This window comes from Psychrobacter immobilis (genome assembly GCF_904846285.1).
Classification (GTDB): Bacteria; Pseudomonadota; Gammaproteobacteria; order Pseudomonadales; family Moraxellaceae; genus Psychrobacter; species Psychrobacter immobilis_D.
Map to the genome: position 1 here is coordinate 1 of NZ_CAJHAD010000030.1, position 19,157 is coordinate 19,157.

General features: G+C 36.5%; 13 protein-coding genes. All 13 read left to right on the forward strand.

Annotation, left to right across the window (positions count from 1 at the left end; translation table 11 throughout):
- Window positions 1-402 precede the first annotated feature (402 nt).
- A complete protein-coding gene (gene tssJ, locus JMX13_RS12525) occupies window positions 403-1,026 on the forward strand; it encodes a type VI secretion system lipoprotein TssJ (protein WP_201613044.1) in 624 nt (207 codons plus the stop codon).
- 36 nt (window positions 1,027-1,062) lie between these two features.
- Entirely contained in the window at window positions 1,063-2,403 is a 1,341-nt protein-coding gene (tssK, locus tag JMX13_RS12530) for a type VI secretion system baseplate subunit TssK (protein WP_201613052.1), read from the forward strand.
- A gap of 26 nt (window positions 2,404-2,429) precedes the next feature.
- On the forward strand, window positions 2,430-3,638 hold the full coding sequence (gene tssL, locus JMX13_RS12535; RefSeq protein WP_201613054.1) for a type VI secretion system protein TssL, long form: 1,209 nt from the start codon (window positions 2,430-2,432) through the stop codon (window positions 3,636-3,638).
- A gap of 75 nt (window positions 3,639-3,713) precedes the next feature.
- Window positions 3,714-7,487, forward strand: a complete 3,774-nt coding sequence (gene tssM, locus JMX13_RS12540) for a type VI secretion system membrane subunit TssM (RefSeq protein ID WP_201613056.1) — start codon at window positions 3,714-3,716, stop codon at window positions 7,485-7,487.
- A 369-nt stretch (window positions 7,488-7,856) separates the two neighbouring features.
- Entirely contained in the window at window positions 7,857-8,453 is a 597-nt protein-coding gene (locus tag JMX13_RS12545; RefSeq protein WP_201613058.1) for a TagF domain-containing protein, read from the forward strand.
- 4 nt (window positions 8,454-8,457) lie between these two features.
- On the forward strand, window positions 8,458-9,504 hold the full coding sequence (gene tssA, locus JMX13_RS12550) for a type VI secretion system protein TssA (protein WP_201613060.1): 1,047 nt from the start codon (window positions 8,458-8,460) through the stop codon (window positions 9,502-9,504).
- A 313-nt stretch (window positions 9,505-9,817) separates the two neighbouring features.
- Window positions 9,818-10,357, forward strand: a complete 540-nt coding sequence (gene tssB / locus JMX13_RS12555) for a type VI secretion system contractile sheath small subunit (protein WP_201613062.1) — start codon at window positions 9,818-9,820, stop codon at window positions 10,355-10,357.
- Between the two features lie 36 nt (window positions 10,358-10,393).
- Window positions 10,394-11,896, forward strand: a complete 1,503-nt coding sequence (tssC, locus tag JMX13_RS12560; RefSeq protein ID WP_201613064.1) for a type VI secretion system contractile sheath large subunit — start codon at window positions 10,394-10,396, stop codon at window positions 11,894-11,896.
- Window positions 11,897-11,947: 51 nt separating this feature from the next.
- A complete protein-coding gene (locus tag JMX13_RS12565; protein WP_192518700.1) occupies window positions 11,948-12,430 on the forward strand; it encodes an Hcp family type VI secretion system effector in 483 nt (160 codons plus the stop codon).
- A 133-nt stretch (window positions 12,431-12,563) separates the two neighbouring features.
- On the forward strand, window positions 12,564-13,070 hold the full coding sequence (gene tssE / locus JMX13_RS12570; RefSeq protein WP_201613066.1) for a type VI secretion system baseplate subunit TssE: 507 nt from the start codon (window positions 12,564-12,566) through the stop codon (window positions 13,068-13,070).
- Complete coding sequence (locus JMX13_RS12575; protein WP_201613067.1) at window positions 13,063-15,033, forward strand: type VI secretion system baseplate subunit TssF; 1,971 nt, start codon at window positions 13,063-13,065, stop codon at window positions 15,031-15,033. Before tssE ends, JMX13_RS12575 begins: the two co-directional genes overlap by 8 nt.
- Window positions 15,030-16,085 (forward strand): type VI secretion system baseplate subunit TssG, encoded by a 1,056-nt coding sequence (gene tssG, locus JMX13_RS12580; protein WP_201613068.1) that lies wholly within the window; start codon window positions 15,030-15,032, stop codon window positions 16,083-16,085. The genes JMX13_RS12575 and tssG overlap by 4 nt, the downstream gene beginning before the upstream one ends.
- 173 nt (window positions 16,086-16,258) lie before the next feature.
- Complete coding sequence (locus JMX13_RS12585) at window positions 16,259-19,078, forward strand: ATP-dependent Clp protease ATP-binding subunit (protein ID WP_201613069.1); 2,820 nt, start codon at window positions 16,259-16,261, stop codon at window positions 19,076-19,078.
- Window positions 19,079-19,157: the final 79 nt, after the last annotated feature.

The following is a 19,157-nucleotide window of genomic DNA, read 5'->3' on the forward strand; positions in this document are numbered from 1 at the left end:
CATACTGAAGTTTAGGAGAATTATAAGTTAAGTAGATATTGGAATAGAATTTCTACTATGAACTTATGTATAGTTGAGGTAGAGTGTAGCGTTATATTGCTGCGATGTCATCTCTTGTTAGTAATAACAAGGCTAAGTTCTATAAAGAAGCAAGGTATAAGAATTGCTATTTTGAATTCAAAAATAAAATGATATAACAAATTATTCTTTTAGAATATCGAAGGGAAGGTTTTGTAGTACGATTATGTTGTGCTAAAATCATAATTTTTTAACCAACATAACTTTGTTTTTAGTTTCTATTCTTTACCTGTGAATAAAAGTCTGGATAGACTTCTTTTTATGCATTTAACGCATTATACCTTATGAGTTCTAATCAAGAGTTATCGATAAAATAGGCATATTATGTTTCAAGATCCAAAAAATACTTGGTTTGTAAAGTATATTCTTATACTGCTATGCACTGTATTGTCAAGTTGTTCAACACTCAGCGGCACAAAGAAAAGCAAAGATGATACTCAGCCAGTAGAGTTCTTGGTTTTGACCACACCTCTAATCAATCCTGATGTTTTAGACAGAGCGTCTCCAGTCAGGCTAGACGTGTTTCAATTGACTAAAAAATCAACTTTTATTTATGGTGCATATTTAGATTTAATTGATGAAGATAATGATTTAAATGGTGCTGTATTATCGAAGAGTCAGCATATATTGACGCCAGATAGTATTACATCGATACCGCTAGGCTTAGAGAAAGATACTAATTATTTAGGACTAACCACAGGTTATCGAGATATCGAAGATGCGTCGTGGAAATTAGCACTACAAAAGCAGCCACCAAAGAGAGGTAGTCGTAATAGTTATTTATACTTAAAAGTAGACGAGTCAGGCATATTTCAGTTATCGAAAAAGCAGATGAAGTCAGAATTAAAGGAATATGCTAAAAGACATCCGGATGATGAGACAGTTTCAAAAAATGGCGATTATAAAAAGCCGAAGTATGATTATAGCAAAGGTATATTCAACAACTAATAAATATAATTAAAGTAAAAATAATAGGTAGCAATGATGGGTGAATATTCGAAGGTAGTCTGGGCTGAAGGAACGTATCTTTCACCGCAACATTTCCAGCAAAATGATAGATATGCTGAGAGTAATATCCATAATATAGTTAGATTGAATGGGGCACATTATTATGGGTTTTTTGATTTAGGTATCAATGAATCTCTACTTAAGCAAGGAGTAGTGGGTTTATATAGACTTGAGATGGTCTTTGAAGATGGTACTGTGTTTATACCTACTCCCGATGAAATCGACTCTTTAAAATTTAGTATACCTGCAAGCTTAGCTGAGACTAAGCTATATCTAGTTATCTCTAGAGTGACGGCAAGTTCAAATGAGATATCATTTGATTCGGATAATATCAAAAATACTCGTTATAGTGCTTTTGAAAAACCTTTGGTTGATACTACTGATAATCATTCAGAGCCTAGAGTAGTGACCTTAGCTAGATTAAACGTACGCCTCATGTTAGAAGATGATATTCACTCAAGTCTAGTAAAAATACCTATCGCTATCATTTCGAGTAACGAAAACTCGGAGGTTAATATTCAAGACAGCTATATACCTCCCACATTAATCGCCCAAAACAACCCTAAGCTCTACAATTATATGAATGAGCTGTATGGTCTTCTTGCCCAAAAAAGTAAAAGTTTGGCTAATGCAGTGAATGATCCCAATCGAGGAGGGTCACTTGAGATTACAGATTTTCTTATGCTGCAAACGGTCAATAGATACTTAGCTTATATGCAACACCAAAAGCAGCCTACCAATCGTATCCATCCAGAAGCTCTATTTGTCAGTTTATCGAAACTATGCGGCGATTTGATGACCTTTTTACCCAGTAGAAAAATGGGTGATATGCCAGTTTATGACCATAGAAACTTAAAAGATTGCTACCAGCACTTAATGTCCAATCTTAGAATTAGTTTGTCAACAATATTGGAACAAAGGATCATAAGAATAGACTTAAGTAAAAAAGATAGTGCGACTTATGTGGCTCAGACGCCAAACGCTGAGATATTAGAGTTTGCTGACTTTGTTCTGGCTGTAAAAGCGGATATGCCTAATGAAACACTAAGACATAATCTACCTAGTATTATGAAAATAAGTACCGTAGAACAAATTAAAGAATTGGTGGCTTATCATTTACCAGGTATCAAATTAAATGCTTTGTCAGTAGCACCTAGAGAACTTCCTTATCATAATGGTTATGTCTATTTTGAGCTAGATAAGCAAACAGAGTTGTGGGAGCGATTCGATGATTCATCAGGTATGGCCTTTCATATCGCAGGCGACTTTCCAAATATTGATCTAGAGTTTTGGGCGATTAAACCTAACGTAAATTAGACTTCATGCAAATAGATGGAAAAAAAATGAAAAGTGATACCAAAAAAAATCTACAGTTTTCAGAAGTTTACAACCCGATTATTTCAGCAGCAAAACCTGTGTTAGTTTCTGCTAATGCAATGAAGAGTTCGACGACTCAGCTCTCAATCGAGAAAGTATTGTATAAGTTTTCCACAATGATTGAGGAGTTTGAGTCTAAAGCTGAGCAAGAAGGTGCGCCTTATGAGATGGTGAAAGCTGCGCAATACTGCCTCTGTACTTTTGTAGATGAATCGGCCGTTAGATCGGGTTGGGCAAATGAAGAGTGGTCACAAAAAAGTTTGTTAGTGTCTTTTTTCGATGAGACATGGGGTGGCGAACGTTTTTTTGAAATTTTAGAAAAGGCAAAATTGGATGTTGATAAAAATTTGTATTTGATTGAGTTTATTTATCTGTGTTTGCAGTTTGGCTATAAAGGCAAATATCAAATAGCGAATAATGGCGATACAATTTTAGAACAAGAGAAAAATAGACTCATTGACTTGATTAGATCAAAAAGACCAGAAACCTTCAGCTTGCTTTTTCAAGAAACCCTTAATGATAAAGATAGCACTGAGGTCGAGCGTCGTTGGCATATCCCTCTATGGGTTATTGCAGTCTTGGGCAGCCTTATCGTTGCTGTTTTTTATATTCTTCTAAGGTTTCTCCTAGGTTCAACGATGGATGATACCAGTGCAGAGATTAATGATTTATCTTTACCGAAAAATGCGCAATATACGGTTAGTGGACGTAATGATGTACAGACTAAACCGTTAACACCAGCTTTGCAAAATGAAGTAAGTCGTGATCTAGTTAAAGTTAAAGATTTTCCTGACAGAAGTGTTATAACTATTTTAGGTGATGGACTATTTGAGTCTGGCTCAGAAAATATTCAAAATCAATTTTTCCCTGTGCTTGCGACTATAGGTCAAGCGCTACAAGGTACCAATGGCCAAGTAGTCGTCACCGGCTATACCGATGATACCCCTATAAGAAGTATTACTTTCCCTTCTAACTGGCATTTATCCCAGGCGCGTGCAGACGCTGTGAAAGAAATTTTAACAGGCTATATAGATGATGATGGCAGAATCAGATCAGAGGGTAGAGGGTCTACTAATCCCGTAGTTCCTAATGATTCCTCTGAAAACAAAGCGAAAAATAGACGTGTCGAAATCACGGTCTATAGCTTGGGTAATAATGTCCCAACTGAACCATAAGATTCTAACCCTAGAAATAATAATGACTAATTTTATTATTAAATTATTTGAGATATTACAAGAAGGTTCTATAAGATGAGAAGGTTATTATCTTTTGCAAGTTCAAAAGTTTTTTGGGTGTTTTTAGGACTACTTGGGATATCTTTATTGATTTGGTTCTTTGGAGGCATCGTAGCTATTGGTAGCTATAAACCTCTTGAGAATAAAGTAGTAAGAATAGCTATTATTGCGCTCATATTTTTAATTTGGTTGGTTAAGAGCTTTTTAAAGCAGTACTTGCAGGCAAGAAGAAATAGGGAGTTGGTTGATGATATCAAAACTTCACAGCAGCCTATATTAAAGCATGTCAATAAAGACAGCCCTCTTAGCCGTCAATTTGAGGAAATAGACTCTGTCTTAAAAAGTGCAAAGTTCTCAAACTCTGATGGTTTTATAAAAAATAAGTTTTTTACGGGACAGTATTTATACCAGATGCCTTGGTATGTAGTGTTGGGTGCCGCTGGAACGGGTAAAACGACAGCGCTAAGAGAATCTGGTCTAAACTTTCCTTTAGAGAGCTCTTTTGGTGCTTCCATTAGTGGCTTAGCGGGCACTAAGGATTGTGATTGGTTTTTAACAGATGATGCAGTACTACTCGATACCGCTGGCAGACTTTCTCTACAGGATGACAATGAAGAAGACTCCTATGATTGGCTTGAGTTTATTAGCTTATTAAAAAAATATAGACCAAGACAGCCTATCAATGGCGTAGTAGTCACTATAGGTTTGGATGATATTCTAAACGCTGAAACAGATTTCAAAAACATTACTCGAGAGTTACGTAAAAGAATTCAAGAGATGAGAGCAAGGCTTGGTATTAGCTTTCCAGTATATTTAATGGTTACTAAATTAGATATTTTAAAGGGTTTTGAAGAATTTTTTAGTAGTCTTGATGAAGAGCAAAGAAAAAAATATCTAGGATTTACGATACCTGCCGATGAGGTAAAGGAAGACAATGGAGTCGCTACAGTCGGCTACGTTGCAAAACAGCTTGAAACTATTAGAGATAATATTGAATCCTCTTATCTGAGGGTAATTAACGATGTGCCAAACCAAACTGAAAAAGACGCGATTTTTACTTTTTCAAATGAGTTTTCAGTCCTAAATGACAGGCTGGTTTTATTATTTAGGGAGCTTTATAAGTCTTCAAAATTTGAAGATTCCATACAGTGGCGAGGCATATTTTTTACCAGTGCTTATCAAGATGGTGAAAGTATAGATCCTGTGTTTAATAATATAATGAGTAATTTTGAACTTACTCCTAAATATATAAAAGAGAACGCTTCAGGCTCACAAATCTCCAAAAGTTATTTTATCCATGATTTGTTTACTGACGTCATATTTAATGATGCGAACCTTGCTAGCAACAATAAGGTTTGGTCAACTAAGAATCAAATATTAAAATGGATAGGGATAGGTGTTATAGCAAGTAGTGCGTTGTTAGCATCAGCTTTTATGTTTAATAGTTTTTTAGCCAATAATCAGTATTTAAAAGATGTTAATGAAAAAGCTATTAAGTTAGACAAAGAATTAAAGGGTATTACCGAAACTAAAGATCTGCTACAAGCTGTGGAAATGGCTGACAAAATCAGGGTGCTATCAAGAACTGCGCCTTTTGTTGATATAGAGTCACCAGCCCTAAAGCATAGAATGGGTCTGTATCAAGGGTATGCTGTAGATGAGATATCGCAAGCTGCTTATAAGCGCGCCCTTAGTGAACGAGTTATGCCATTGATATCTTACAAGATTGATGAGTTATTAAGACAGAGTCCAGAGGACTCTTCTATTGATAATTACAACGCTCTAAAAGCATATTTAATGCTATACGATGATACGAGATTTGACGCAGATTTTATGTTGTCTTGGCTTATGCGTAGTTTTGAAAAAGACTCCTCTATTAAAAATGCTGAACAAAAACAGAGGATTGAAGAGTCTCTACAATTTATTCTTGAAGAAGAAGGGCTAACACCGAGTTTGCCTCTTGATACCAAGCTTGTTGATGAGAGAAGACAGTTTATAGCTCGTAATGATATTTCCATTATGATTTTGAATGATAGTTTTACTGAGATAGCCAGAGGTGGTAATAAAGTGGTACCGGTGTCGTTCGATACCATGGGCGGTAAGCAGAGTCGGCTGGTTTTTACTAGAGCAAGTGGTAAGCCACTAACCGAATCGATAAACCCAATCTACACTAAGCAGGCCTATATTGAGTTCGTTCTACCTGAGCTTCTTAAGTCAACTGCCAAACTTTATGAAGAAGAAGAGTGGGTGCTAGGTAACTATGCATCCCTTAAATCTAGCGAAGTTGATACTTTAAAAGAGGCGAAAAGTGCGTACTTCCAAAGATATATCAGTGCATGGAATAAATATATTGCTGATATTAGACTAAAGCAACCTAGAAATCTACGTGAAGCTAGAGATATCGCCAAAATACTCTCAAACACTTCAAACTCACCTCTACAAAATATAATAGTGGGCATTAGCGATAATACGACTTTAGATCTAAGTAAGCAGATAGAAGGAAGCGAGAATAGCGCTGTCAAAGACACTGTGGATAGGTTAGTTTCTAGAGCAGGATTTGGTAACCTACAAAACAAAGCTGGATACGTCAAAGATAATTACATTGATAACTTGAAATTTACGACTCCAGTAGACGAAGAGTTTTCAGAGTTCGGTATTTTGGCTGAAAAAGAAGGGTCGGACCAAGCAGCGATTAATGAGGTAGTAGTATCAATTAAGGATCTTTACGAGTTTTTAGATATATTAGATATAGCAGTAGAGAAGGGGGTAGATCTGCCCTCTAATGATTCTTTATTTAGATATAGAGCTGAAATAAACAGATTGCCATCGCCTTTTCGACAGATGTTTGACCAGTTTTCAGTATTCATTCTTAATCAAAGTTTGGATGAGATGAATGAGCGTTTACTAAAAGCTGATATAGAAGCCCAAAAGAAGTTAGATGAGCAAAGACAACGAGAGGACGACCTGAGACAAGAGGCGGAAGATAAAGAGCAGAAATATAGGCAAGAAGAGCAAGCAAGAAGAGATGAGCAAGCTTTAGCGCAAGAGACTCAAGCTCAAGAACAAGAGGTAGCCAAAACTGAGCTAAAAAAAAAGCAGGAATTAGAGGCACTCAATACTTTAAAGCGTGAACTGACTCCCATCACTGCTTTTTGTAAAAGCTTTACCCAAGACAGTTATCCTTTTAGTAAACAATCAGGTGATGAGATTACACCTACCAATTTCGATAAGATATTTGGTACAAAAGGTCAGTACAACTCTTTTATGGATCTTAATCCACAAGTAGCTAGTACCATGCAGGTTTCTAGTTTTAGCGAGCTTATACGTACGCAAGCAAAATTTAGATCCGAGTTTTCAAATATTCGTCATGTACTACCTATAAGCAATACTTATTTTCAAAAAAGTGGTGGTCAGTTGGGATTCGATTTCGAAGTTAAAGTCATTAGTGTTGACCCTAAAATAGAGAAATTAATATTTAGCTATGGTGGTAAGTCTCATTCGTATAGCCATGGTCCATTAGAAAAATTTAAAGCCACATGGCCAAAAGAGTCCTCAAGCAAGATAGGTTTTTCAGCTTATATTAATGAAAAGAGAGTTGATAAGATTGAGACGGATGGCGCATGGGGAGTCTTTAAATTAATTGAAAACGGAAAGTTGTTAATTAATAATCGCGACAAAAGCGTGGTGAAGTACTCTTTGAATAATAAAGATGTGATTGTTGAATTCAGATCTACAGCTAATAACAACCCTTTTTATTTGAATGATATACGTAGATTTTCGTGCCCATAAATAAATTGGAAAAGCTCTGAAAAATAAAAAATGATTATCATTGTCTTTATAAGACAGGTCGTTCTTTAGCGCTGAATCATTTAAAAAATGGATCAATCAAACAGTTGAAAGGTTAAAAATCAGCATCAAGGTTCAGTATATGCAAAGCTATAGTGAGTAAAAAGTAATATCGATACATCACGCACTGCTGATATCAATTTTTCTTACTTGTTGTGCCTTCGCAGACAGAGGTCACAAAAAAATTGATATCAGCAATACCATAGCGTTTTTAGGATATTTTGACTATATATTGAACCTCGATACTGAGTCCAAAGCCTAAATAATGACACTTCTAATTACTTACTATTTATAAGTATAAGAGTATATAAAATGCTTAACACTGAACGAATCCATTACTTTGGTAAACTACGTAGAAGAAGAGAGTTTATAAGAGCAGCTGGGTTATCGCGAGACTACTATCACGACTGGGAAGTCTGGTTTAATAAGTGTTCTAATGCTAATAGCTTATTACCTTTTTTGAGTGGTAAAAATAAAGTTAAGCCCGTCTGGTTATTTATTATAAATGAAGCTGAAACCTTAAAAGTAGGTCTAACTACTTTAAGCTCGGATATGGCAGCGCGTAAATACCCTTTCTTAGTATATTTTGAGAGAGAAATAACTCGATTAGAAAATTCAGAGGATATGTTAACATCAGTTCTATCTATGGCTGGCAAATATGCAGGGTTTATAAATACGGTAGCAAATGGTAATTTTACTGTTGATGAAGAACAGTACTTCATGTCGAGATCTAAAAATTGCGAAGTAGTAGACCAACTGCAAGAGATACTAAAATGTATCGTACTTGAAATTTTAGAGAAGACGAATGACTCTATTATGGAGTCCTATTGGATCAATCTAGATAGTTTTTATACTATTAATCACCAAGGTGCTTTGACCTGTACGCTCTACAATAAAATATACGGCTAAAAATATGACTAAAAACTTTTCAGATTTCGTGGATCCAATCTCAGTTACACAACCAACTGGCATTGACATTGAATATGATGCGCGCTTCATTGACATACAATCTTTAGTTGAAGGTAAACCTGAACAACAGTATGGTGATGTCATCATAGAGGCACAAGAGCCTGATTGGGGTACTGTCGAAAAACTTTGTCGCCAGATATTATCTGAATCAAAAGATATCAGGGTTTTTTGCTTTTATGCTCAAGCATTAACAGCGAACTATGGAATATTAGGCTTTAAAAAAGGATGCGAAATAATCCATGCTAATATCGGTAAGTACTGGGAAGACCTATATCCAAAATTAGTTGATGAAGAAGATAACTTTGATGCTTTCTATAGGTCGGGATCCATAGGGCTGTTAATCGCGGATAGCGGTATAATCAAGCAGTTAAATGAATCTAACATCATATACTCACCTAGTAAGAAAAGTTACTTTAAGATGAAGTCTGTGGCGTCAATATTGATAAATAACGAGGATGGTTCGTATCCTGGTGGCAAAGAAAAGTTGATTGAAGATTTAAGAGTAGCTTATCAGAATAATCAAGAAGAACTTTTAGTTTTAAAGGATGCATTAGATTTTTTAATAAATATTGAAAGCGTATTTGAGGAAAATATCAAAGACTTTCATTTAGATTTCTCAGTCGTAAAAAAACCTCTAGAAGTGATTGCTAGTTTATTAGTCAGATCTTCCGATTTTGAAGAAAATGAGCAAGAGACTCCTTCTATTGAAAAGGTTGCTGTTCCAAATAACACAGTGATTAGACCTGTCACTGATAGTCAAAACTTAGACGATATTAAGATAAAAGATAGAGCGGATGTAAAAATAGTCTTAGAGAAATTAAATATATATTTCAGACTGAAAGAACCAAGTCATCCAGCACCACTTTTTATACAAAGGCTACAGAAGCTCATGGATATGAATTTTTATGAGATGCTAAAAAATATAAGTCCTGATAGTCTTAATAATTTAGACATGATTATTGGTAGAGATGATTCTGATCCAGATGATTGAGAGTAGTAAATTTGAGTAAACACAATATTTTTCCCATATGTATATTCACTCTAAGTCTCTAGATATAATATTTATGAACACTTTATTATTGTAATGTAACCGTTAGTTTAAACAATGGATTTAATGTCTTTAATAAACTATAGTGGGGAAATAAAATTTATCCAATGTCTATAATTTAGAAAATAATAAAGGATAAGTTAGAATTTTTTGTGAATTTGTAATAGTTTTATGTCATTAAAACTAAAGTTTAATCGAATAGTGACCAGTTCAAGCACAGCCTAATAAGCAGATATAAGTTAATAAGGAAATGTAAATGTCTAACGATAATCCCAATAGAAAGTATTCATCAAGTCAAAAGTTTGTAGGTCGTAATCGTGCTCCTCGTGTACAGATCGAATATGATGTCGAGCTATATGGGTCAGAGTCAACGGTAGAACTACCTTTTGTGATGGGTGTTATGGCTGATCTTGTCGGCAAATCACATATTGCAATACCAGATCTATCAGAGAGAAAGTTTCTAGAAATCGATATAGATAATTTTGATGATAGAATGAAGGCGTTGAAGCCAAGGGCTGCCTTTCAAGTTAAGAACACTTTGACTAGTGAAGGAAATATAAATGTTGAGCTAGAGTTCGAGAGTATGGATGACTTTTCTCCAACTGCAGTAGCTAATAACGTTGAGCCTTTAAGAGAGCTTTTGCAAGCTCGAACTGAATTGTCAAACCTACTATCTTATATGGATGGCAAAACAGGGGCTGAGGAGTTAATCTCTAAAGTTTTAGCAGACAGTGAATTACTAAAAGCTCTTGCCAGTAGTAGTAAGGATTCTAAAAATAATAGCATTGAAGAATAGATTTTTTAAACATTTATAAGGTTAGAGACTACTATTATGAATAATACTCAAGAGTTGATTGATTCAAGTGTAAGTACTGAGCTATTACAAGAAAAAGAAACAGGGTTTGCAGATCTATTACAAAAAGAATTTAGACCTAAAACTGAAGATGCAAAAAGTGCAGTTCAACATGCGGTAACAACACTTGCTCAGCAAGCATTAAAGAATACAGTAGTCGTTTCAGATGATGCTTATCAAACTATTGAATATATTATCGCTGAGATAGATCGTAAGTTATCAGAACAAATTAATCAAATTATTCATCATGAAGAGTTTCAGAAGCTTGAGGGAGCATGGCGAGGATTAAATCATCTTGTTACCAACACAGAAAGTGATAATTTATTAAAAATAAAAGTCTTACCTATTGCAAAAAGAGAAATAGCTCGAGATATAAAGCGTTATAAAGGCGTTGCTTGGGATCAGAGTCCATTATTTAAAAGAATATATGAAGAAGAATACGGTCAATTCGGCGGCGAACCATTTGGCTGTATGGTTGGTGATTATTATTTCGATCATTCACCTCAAGATGTAGAGCTGCTCAATGGAATGAAAAAAATAGCTGCCGCATCCCATTGTCCATTTATCGCAGGTGCTTCCCCTGATGTCATGCAAATGGAGACTTGGCAGGAGCTTGCAAACCCGAGAGATTTAAGTAAGATTTTCCAGAATACAGAGTATGCCAGCTGGCGTAGCTTGAGAGAGTCGGAGGATTCTCGCTACATTGGTCTAGCGCTGCCTAAGTTTTTATCAAGATTGCCCTATAGTTCAAAATCAAATCCAGTAGATGAGTTTGATTTTGAAGAAGATACTGATGGGTCAAATCATGATAAGTACACTTGGTCAAACGCAGCTTATGCAATGGCTGTTAACATTAATAGGTCTTTTAAACAGTATGGCTGGTGTACTTCTATTAGAGGCGTAGAGTCAGGTGGCATAGTGGAAAATCTGCCAACCCATACTTTTCCTACTGATGATGGCGGCGTAGACATGAAATGTCCTACAGAAATTGCTATTAGTGATCGCCGAGAATCTGAACTGGCGAATTTAGGATTTATGCCTTTAGTGCATAGAAAAAATACTGATTTAGCGGCCTTTATAGGCGCACAATCACTTAATAAGCCAGCTGAGTATTACGATGCTGATGCTTCAGCAAATGCTAAATTAGCGGCACGTCTGCCTTATTTGTTTGCTTGTTGCCGTTTTGCCCACTATTTGAAATGTATTGTTAGAGATAAGGTTGGTTCATTCAAAGAACGTGAAGATATGGAAAGATGGTTAAACGAATGGATCATGAACTACGTTGATGGAGATCCTGCTAATTCAACACAGGAAACCAAAGCAAGAAAACCATTGGCATCCGCTGAGGTTGTAGTTGAAGAGATCGAAGGTAATCCTGGTTATTATACTTCGAAGTTTTTCTTGAGACCTCACTATCAATTGGAAGGGTTAACGGTTTCTTTACGTTTAGTATCCAAACTACCTTCAGCACGAGATGAGTAAAGAGGTCAATTTCTTTATTAATCATTATTTCAATTAAATTAGGAGAGTAATATGGCTTTAGATATGTTTATGCGCATTGAAGGCGTTAGTGGTGAATCCAAGGATTCTAACCATAAAAGTTGGACTGATATTCAAAGTTTTAGCTGGGGCGCTGAGCAGCCAGGTTCTATGAGCTCTGGCGGCGGCGGCGGTGCTGGCAAAGTAAATTTTGATGATTTGACTGTGGTTGCAGCTATCGATAAAGCAGCACCAACTGTACTGAAGAATTGTTCAGTTGGCCAGCATTTAGGCAAAGTTGAAATCTCTGTTTGTAAAGCTGGTGGCAACCAAGTTGAGTATTCGCGCACTACTTTAGAAGACGTACTCATTACTGCTGTTAAATTTGTTGGCGCTCAAGAGAATGAATCTTTAATGATGGAATACTCTTTCCAAGCTGCTAAAGTTAAAAATCAGTACTGGGAACAGAATGATAAAGGCTCTAAAGGCGCTGAAGTGCAAATGGCCTTCAATGTTAAAGAAAATCGCTCTGCTTAATTATCTCCCTTATTATATATAATACGAAGATCTAGCTTAAAAGTTTGAGTTAGATCTTTTTTTTAGATATTTGCACTATGTTTATATCAATAATCATCAATCAATTTAATTTTAAGAGCTATTTGGATTGTTAATGAAAGATGAAATCGGTCTAGTTCCTTCTCTACTAGATAGGCTAACAGATAAAGATCCTAGAAGTAATCAAGATGCCAAATACTACCGAGGTATCAGTATTTCTAAGTATCGCGAATCTATATTACGAGATATTCTATTTCTATTAAATACGACTTGTTTACATAGTGAACAGCTTGAAATCTTGTTACCAAGTCATGTGAAAAGCTCAACTATCAACTATGGGATTCCCGCATTTTCGGGTGTCAACATTTCAGATATTGATTGGGTCAGTGTTCAAAATTTGATCTTAGAATCATTAGTTAATTTTGAACCTAGACTAGAGGGAAGTGGCTTGAAGGTCTTAGTCCATATCGAGAATGATTTACACTTTAATCATAATCAGTTATTGATAGAAATTAAAGGGATGATTAAGCTTAACCCTTATCCAAAAGAGTTTTGGTTGAGGACAACAATAGACGTTGAAACTGGATTTTTCTCGTTAGTGGACGGTAGTGTAGATGAATAAAAAAATAGTATCTTATTATAATAAAGAACTAAGGTTTTTAAGAGAGATGGGGCAAGAGTTTGCTAAGCAATATCCTAAGATAGCCTCTCGTCTTAAATTAAGTGCTAATGAGACGCCAGACCCCTATGTTGAACGTCTGCTTGAGGGCGTGGCCTATCTAACAGCCAGAACACAACTTAAGATAGATGCCGAATATCCGCGGTTCGTTCAGCGTATCTTAGAAGTTATTTATCCGCAGTTTCTTTATCCTACTCCTGCCTCTACTATTATAAAGTTCGATACCTCCAATCACTACAATGTGAACGTAGTTAATCAATTAAAACGTGGATACTTGCTTGAATCTTTACCTATCGAGATCGATGCCAATACAGTGAGCTGTCATTTTTCACTGACGCAAGACACTGAGTTGACGCCTATTGAGCTTGAGTCTTCCCACTATACCAATTCATTAAGCTATCTCCCAGATATTAAGAGTGTAAAAGCTGGTACAAGTTTATCAGCGCTAAGATTGGATTTTTCAATTAGATCGGCAAGCAAATGCTCTGAATTGATGCCAGAAGACTTAGTGCTTTATTTGGGCTCAGAGCTACCAGTCGCCTCACAGTTGCTATTTCTGCTAATGAACTCTTGCACCAATATTGTATGTCATAGTTTTGAAGATGGGCGTAGATGGCATTATTCTTTAGATGAGTATCCGAAACATAAAGGGTTTTCTGAAGAGGAGGCATTGGTATTTGATCTCAATAAATCCATCTCATCTTTGAGACTGATGCAAGAATATATTCAATTACCAGAGAAGTTCTTGTTCGTCAGTCAACGAGGAATAAACAAAGCCATACAAAAAGCAGAGTTAAATGGCGACTTTGCGCTTTCTGCGCAGCAGACTGAAGATGTGATAGTCGAAAATGGAGTGAATAAACGAGTAGTAGGGCATGAGAAGCGTTGGTTTAGCGTGTCGTTCCTATTTGATAGTTATTTGCCTGAGCTAGCGCAATTGCTCAAAGAGCAAGACATCTCGATTAATTCAGCACCGGTTGTAAACTTATTCAAAAAAAAATCAGTGCGCTTTCCAGTTGTTATGCAGAATACAGATCATCATGTCATTGTAGATCGTGTACAACCTTTAAATTTTGAGGTGCACAGCATAGAGCGGGTCAAGGGATTCGATAAGTTTAATAACCAGCAAGTCAATTTTACTCCAATTTATCAGGCTGCCGATCAAGAAGTTTTTATTAACAAGAATAATAATAATGCGTTTTTTTCAATGAGACGGGAGAAAAGAGCATCTTCTACGTTAGCAGGCTTATATGGTGGTCGAACTTCTTATTTAGGCAGTGAAGTTTATTTGTCAATGATGAGTGAGGGACAATCTGTATTTAGTTTCAATATTGATCATCTTGCCGTAGAGACGTGGTGTACCAATCGTGATTTGCCACTGATTTTGGCTAGGTCAATAGAGTCGGATTTTTTGGTGGATGCGGCATTGCCTATAAGCGCCGCTCATATTATCTCTGAAGTGACTAAGCCTGTTGAAGCAGTCAGCGAAGACCATACACTTTGGTCGTTACTTAACCAGCTGAACCTAAGTTATATATCTTTGGCAGATTATTCTGATAAAGATAGCACTTTGCTATTAAAAGAGCTGCTCTTGGCATTCCCTCACGGAAATAACGAACTTTATAAGTCTGAAGTTAACAGTATTAAGCAGCTTGCAGTCGAGCCAATGACAAAAATAGTTAGGCACAAAGGAGCAGGAAGCCTAATCAAAGGGATGTCAATAAAGTTAACATTCGATGAGAATTTATTAGCAGGTGTGCATCCGTTTTTATTTGCTGCTGTATTAAGACATTATTTTGTCCGTAGTATTTCTATAAATTCATTCGTTGAAATGACGGTAATGACGATACAGAAAGGTCAGATTATAAAGTGGAAAGACATAAAAGGTGAGAAGTCTTTATTATGAATGACAATAAGATAAATGATTACTACCCATTCAATCAGCACCAAACATCGCCTATTAACCTTAATAAATTGGATGATGAGTTTGATCTTACAGAGATAACTACCAATCTCCACAAGTATAATCTATTCTCGATTTTAAGGCATTTAGAGCTTAATCAAGATATATCCAAGCCCTTAATCGGTGAAACAGCCAGTCCTTCACAAGACTTGTTTAGGTTATATCAAAACCCCTCTATGTCTTTTATTTATAAGAATATTGATACGGTCTCACTTAAAAATAATAAGTTTCAAATTGCTGTCAATGAAATAGGGCTATTAGGGGCTAACTCGCCACTGCCATCGCATCTGATTGAGTTTATTTTTCAGAGAAAGCATCAGTATGGTGATGGTGCATGGGCAAGCTTCGTTAATATGCTACAGCATAGAGTCCTGACGATGTTTTATCGTAGCTGGATGAATGCTCAAAGTGTCTTATCACTTGAAAATAAGGGTGCTGATAAATTTAGTAGATATATAGCCAGTCTAGCGGGTTTCGCAGTTTTGGATGGAAGTCAATCTCATCAATACGTTGAGCACTTCTCAAAACTCTACTTTGCAGGCTATAGTTTACAAAGGAACCGCTCAGCAGATAACTTTCAAAGCTTATTATCTCAGTATTTCTCAATACCTATTCACGTTGAAGAAAATATCGGTCAGTGGTTTAAGCTGCCTAAAGAAGAGCAAACTCGTCTAGGAGTTAATAAACGTTATACTCTTGGTGATGGTTTGATAGTGGGAAGCAGAATTTATGATGTGCAAACTAAGTTTCGTATAACTATTGGGCCGTTGAAACTAGAGGAGTTTAAATCTTTTTTCAAAAAAGGCTTTAACTCAAAGCGACTAATAGAGTGGGTGCGTTTTTATGTAGGCGAAGAGTACGATTGGGACGTACAACTTATATTAGCAAAACCAGAAATACCGAAGTTAGTTTTGGGAGATCATAATCAGTTAGGTCTTACAACTTGGCTTGGCTCTACTAATAACAATATGGATAGCTTGATTTTAAATTATTAGCTGTAATAAATATTTATGGATAGATAGACTCTGTTGACAGCATTAATTTATTTAAAATCAAAAACTTTTATACGTACAAGCAATATAAATATAAGATTATTAAAAACCTAATATCAGCGATCTGCCATTCAATGTTGAATCCAAGAACGATTAAAAAATATAATGGAGTAATAATGTCCAACATTAGCCGAAGTGTACTATTTGCAAAGTTAAATGATTCCCTTTATAAGTCTTTAGAGAGCGCTTTCACTTATTGTCGTTTAAGAGAAAATAGCTATGTAGAGCTGGTGCACTGGCTACATATTCTGGTACAGAAATCTGATAACGATATTGATTGTATTAATAAATATTTTGAGGTCAATGCTGATAAGTTAAGAGAAGATGTTTTGGCTGCTGTCGAGAGTCTGCCAACGGGCGCTAGTAGTGTTGCAGACTTCTCAAAGCACGTAGAGGAGGCAGTAGAACAAAGCTGGACTTACACCTCGCTACTGTTTGATAGCCATAAAATTCGTGGTGCCTACCTACTCTATACTTTATTAAAAAGCTCAGAGCTATCTAATATCTTGTTTAGAATCTCAAGCCAGTTTAATAAGATTGTACCGGATAGGCTGATTGATAATCTTGAAGTTATTTTGGAGTCTTCATCTGAAAACATGCTGCAAGAGTCGCCATTAGTATCGAAAGAACATTCAGAGCTATCAGAAAAGTCAGCGTTAGTTAAGTATGGTAGTAATTTGACTGAAATGGCAGCTACTGGCAAGATTGATCCTATCGTCGGTCGTGATAATGAGATACGACAAATCATAGATATTCTAATGCGTCGTCGTCAGAATAATCCGATTTTGACAGGAGAGGCTGGGGTTGGTAAGACAGCAGTAGTTGAAGCATTGGCCCTTAAAATAGTCTCAGGGGATGTACCTCCTAGTCTAAAAAATGTTGAACTTATCTTACTTGATATTGGCGCTTTAAAAGCGGGCGCTAGTGTCAGTGGAGAGTTTGAAACTCGTCTGCGTGCGGTCATGGAGGAGGTGGAATCCAGCCCGACACCTATCGTACTTTTCATTGATGAGATACACACCTTAATTGGTGCAGGCGGTGCTGCTGGTACAGGTGATGCGGCTAACCTACTCAAACCTGCGCTGGCTCGCGGTAAGCTAAGAACCATAGGAGCAACCACTTGGGCGGAATATAAAAAGTATTTTGAAAAAGATCCTGCACTTACACGCCGTTTTCAGGTTATCAATGTCGAAGAGCCAGAAGAAGGTGAAGCGATAGAGATGCTAAGAGCCTTGGTACCTTCGCTTGAGTCACATCATAATGTCATTATCCTTGATGAAGCTATCGTCTCAAGTGTACAGCTTTCACACCGCTATATTCCTGCCCGTAAGCTGCCAGACAAGGGCATAGGTTTAGTTGATACTGCTTGCGCTAGAGTATCGTTAAGTCAGCATTCAACGCCCAGTCGCATTGAATATCTCAGCAGAAAAGTGTTGGCTTTAGAAACGCAAAAACATAATTTTGAACGTGAGATGAAGCTTGATTATGACCATCAAGATCAGGTACTTGAGATCGATACTGAAATTAATGATTTAGAGGCTCAATTAACAGAGCTTCAATCCAAGTGGCAAGAAGAGTCTCGTTTAGTTCATGCGTTGATTGAGGTTCGTCAGCAGATTTTAAATCATGCTACAGAAACAGAAACAGAAACAGAAACAGAAACAGAAACAGAAACAGAAACAGAAACAGAGGTTTTAGAAAAAGATAGCGCGATAGAGAGTGATGAAACGCATGCTAGTAACCCTATAGTCGATAGTAATGCTGATACTGGTACGCTTACCGAAGCAAATACCAACGCTGACGATCAAACCAATTCTTTATTAGAAGTAAGCACTATCAACGCTGATATTGAAACCCTGTTTGAGGTACAAAAGAATATTATTGAGCAGTTAAAGCAGCAGCAAAATGATGACCCTTTAGTATTATCATTGGTAGACTCTAGAGCGGTCGCTAATGTCGTTTCGGACTGGACTGGTATACCTGTGGGTAAGATGATGAAGGATGAATTACAAGCCATTTTGGAGCTTAGTTCAACCCTTAGTAAGCGTGTCATCGATCAAGATCATGGCATGGAAGCTATCGCTAGGAGAGTACAAACTTCTAGAGCCAGTCTTGATGATCCCAATAAGCCTATCGGTGTCTTTATGCTAGCAGGGCCATCAGGTGTTGGTAAGACTGAAACGGCTCTAGCACTGGCAGATTCGCTGTATGGCGGTGAGCATAATGTTATCACTATCAATATGAGTGAATACCAAGAAGCGCATACCGTCTCTACTCTAAAAGGTGCACCTCCAGGTTATGTGGGCTATGGAGAAGGCGGGGTATTAACCGAAGCGGTCAGACGCAAGCCTTACAGTGTCGTATTACTCGATGAGGTCGAAAAAGCCCATCCAGATGTCCACGAGATATTTTTTCAGGTATTTGATAAAGGCTGGATGGAAGATGGAGAAGGGCGCTACATTGATTTTAAAAACACCATTATTATTTTGACTACTAACGTAGGGACAGAATTAATAATGGATCGTTGTCATAATAATGATGAAGTCATTGATATAGAAACTCTGCAAAAAGAGCTTCGAGCGCCTATGTTACAAGTATTCCCTGCAGCATTGTTAGGTAGAATACAGGTTATTCCTTACTATCCGTTGAATGATGCAACGCTAAATAAAATCGTTGATTTGCAGCTTAAACGCATCGTTAAGCGAATCAAAGACAATCATGGTATAGCGCTAAGCTATTCTAATGAAATTTTGACGCTTATATCAAATAGGTGTAGTGAGGTTGAATCTGGTGGTCGTATGATCGATGCCATATTGACCAATACGGTCTTACCGAAGATCAGTAAGAATTTATTGACTTATATTATAGATAACAAAACCATAGATTCTATCCATCTATCAACCAGTGAAGATGATATAATTTACGAATATTTGTAGAATTAAATAGTTATTTTTCTAATATTGATCGATATTAAGTACTTATTTAATAATTTAAAACCAATATATACCTATAATA

Bases quoted from the DNA above. Each gene is read 5' to 3' on its own strand.
- tssB (WP_201613062.1), top strand. From the start codon at position 9,818: ATGTCTAACGATAATCCCAATAGAAAGTATTCATCAAGTCAAAAGTTT.
- tssL (WP_201613054.1), top strand. From the start codon at position 2,430: ATGAAAAGTGATACCAAAAAAAATCTACAGTTTTCAGAAGTTTACAAC.
- tssE (WP_201613066.1), top strand. From the start codon at position 12,564: ATGAAAGATGAAATCGGTCTAGTTCCTTCTCTACTAGATAGGCTAACA.
- JMX13_RS12575 (WP_201613067.1), top strand. From the start codon at position 13,063: ATGAATAAAAAAATAGTATCTTATTATAATAAAGAACTAAGGTTTTTA.
- tssA (WP_201613060.1), top strand. From the start codon at position 8,458: ATGACTAAAAACTTTTCAGATTTCGTGGATCCAATCTCAGTTACACAA.
- JMX13_RS12545 (WP_201613058.1), top strand. From the start codon at position 7,857: ATGCTTAACACTGAACGAATCCATTACTTTGGTAAACTACGTAGAAGA.
- tssJ (WP_201613044.1), top strand. From the start codon at position 403: ATGTTTCAAGATCCAAAAAATACTTGGTTTGTAAAGTATATTCTTATA.
- tssM (WP_201613056.1), top strand. From the start codon at position 3,714: ATGAGAAGGTTATTATCTTTTGCAAGTTCAAAAGTTTTTTGGGTGTTT.
- tssK (WP_201613052.1), top strand. From the start codon at position 1,063: ATGGGTGAATATTCGAAGGTAGTCTGGGCTGAAGGAACGTATCTTTCA.
- JMX13_RS12565 (WP_192518700.1), top strand. From the start codon at position 11,948: ATGGCTTTAGATATGTTTATGCGCATTGAAGGCGTTAGTGGTGAATCC.
- tssC (WP_201613064.1), top strand. From the start codon at position 10,394: ATGAATAATACTCAAGAGTTGATTGATTCAAGTGTAAGTACTGAGCTA.
- tssG (WP_201613068.1), top strand. From the start codon at position 15,030: ATGAATGACAATAAGATAAATGATTACTACCCATTCAATCAGCACCAA.
- JMX13_RS12585 (WP_201613069.1), top strand. From the start codon at position 16,259: ATGTCCAACATTAGCCGAAGTGTACTATTTGCAAAGTTAAATGATTCC.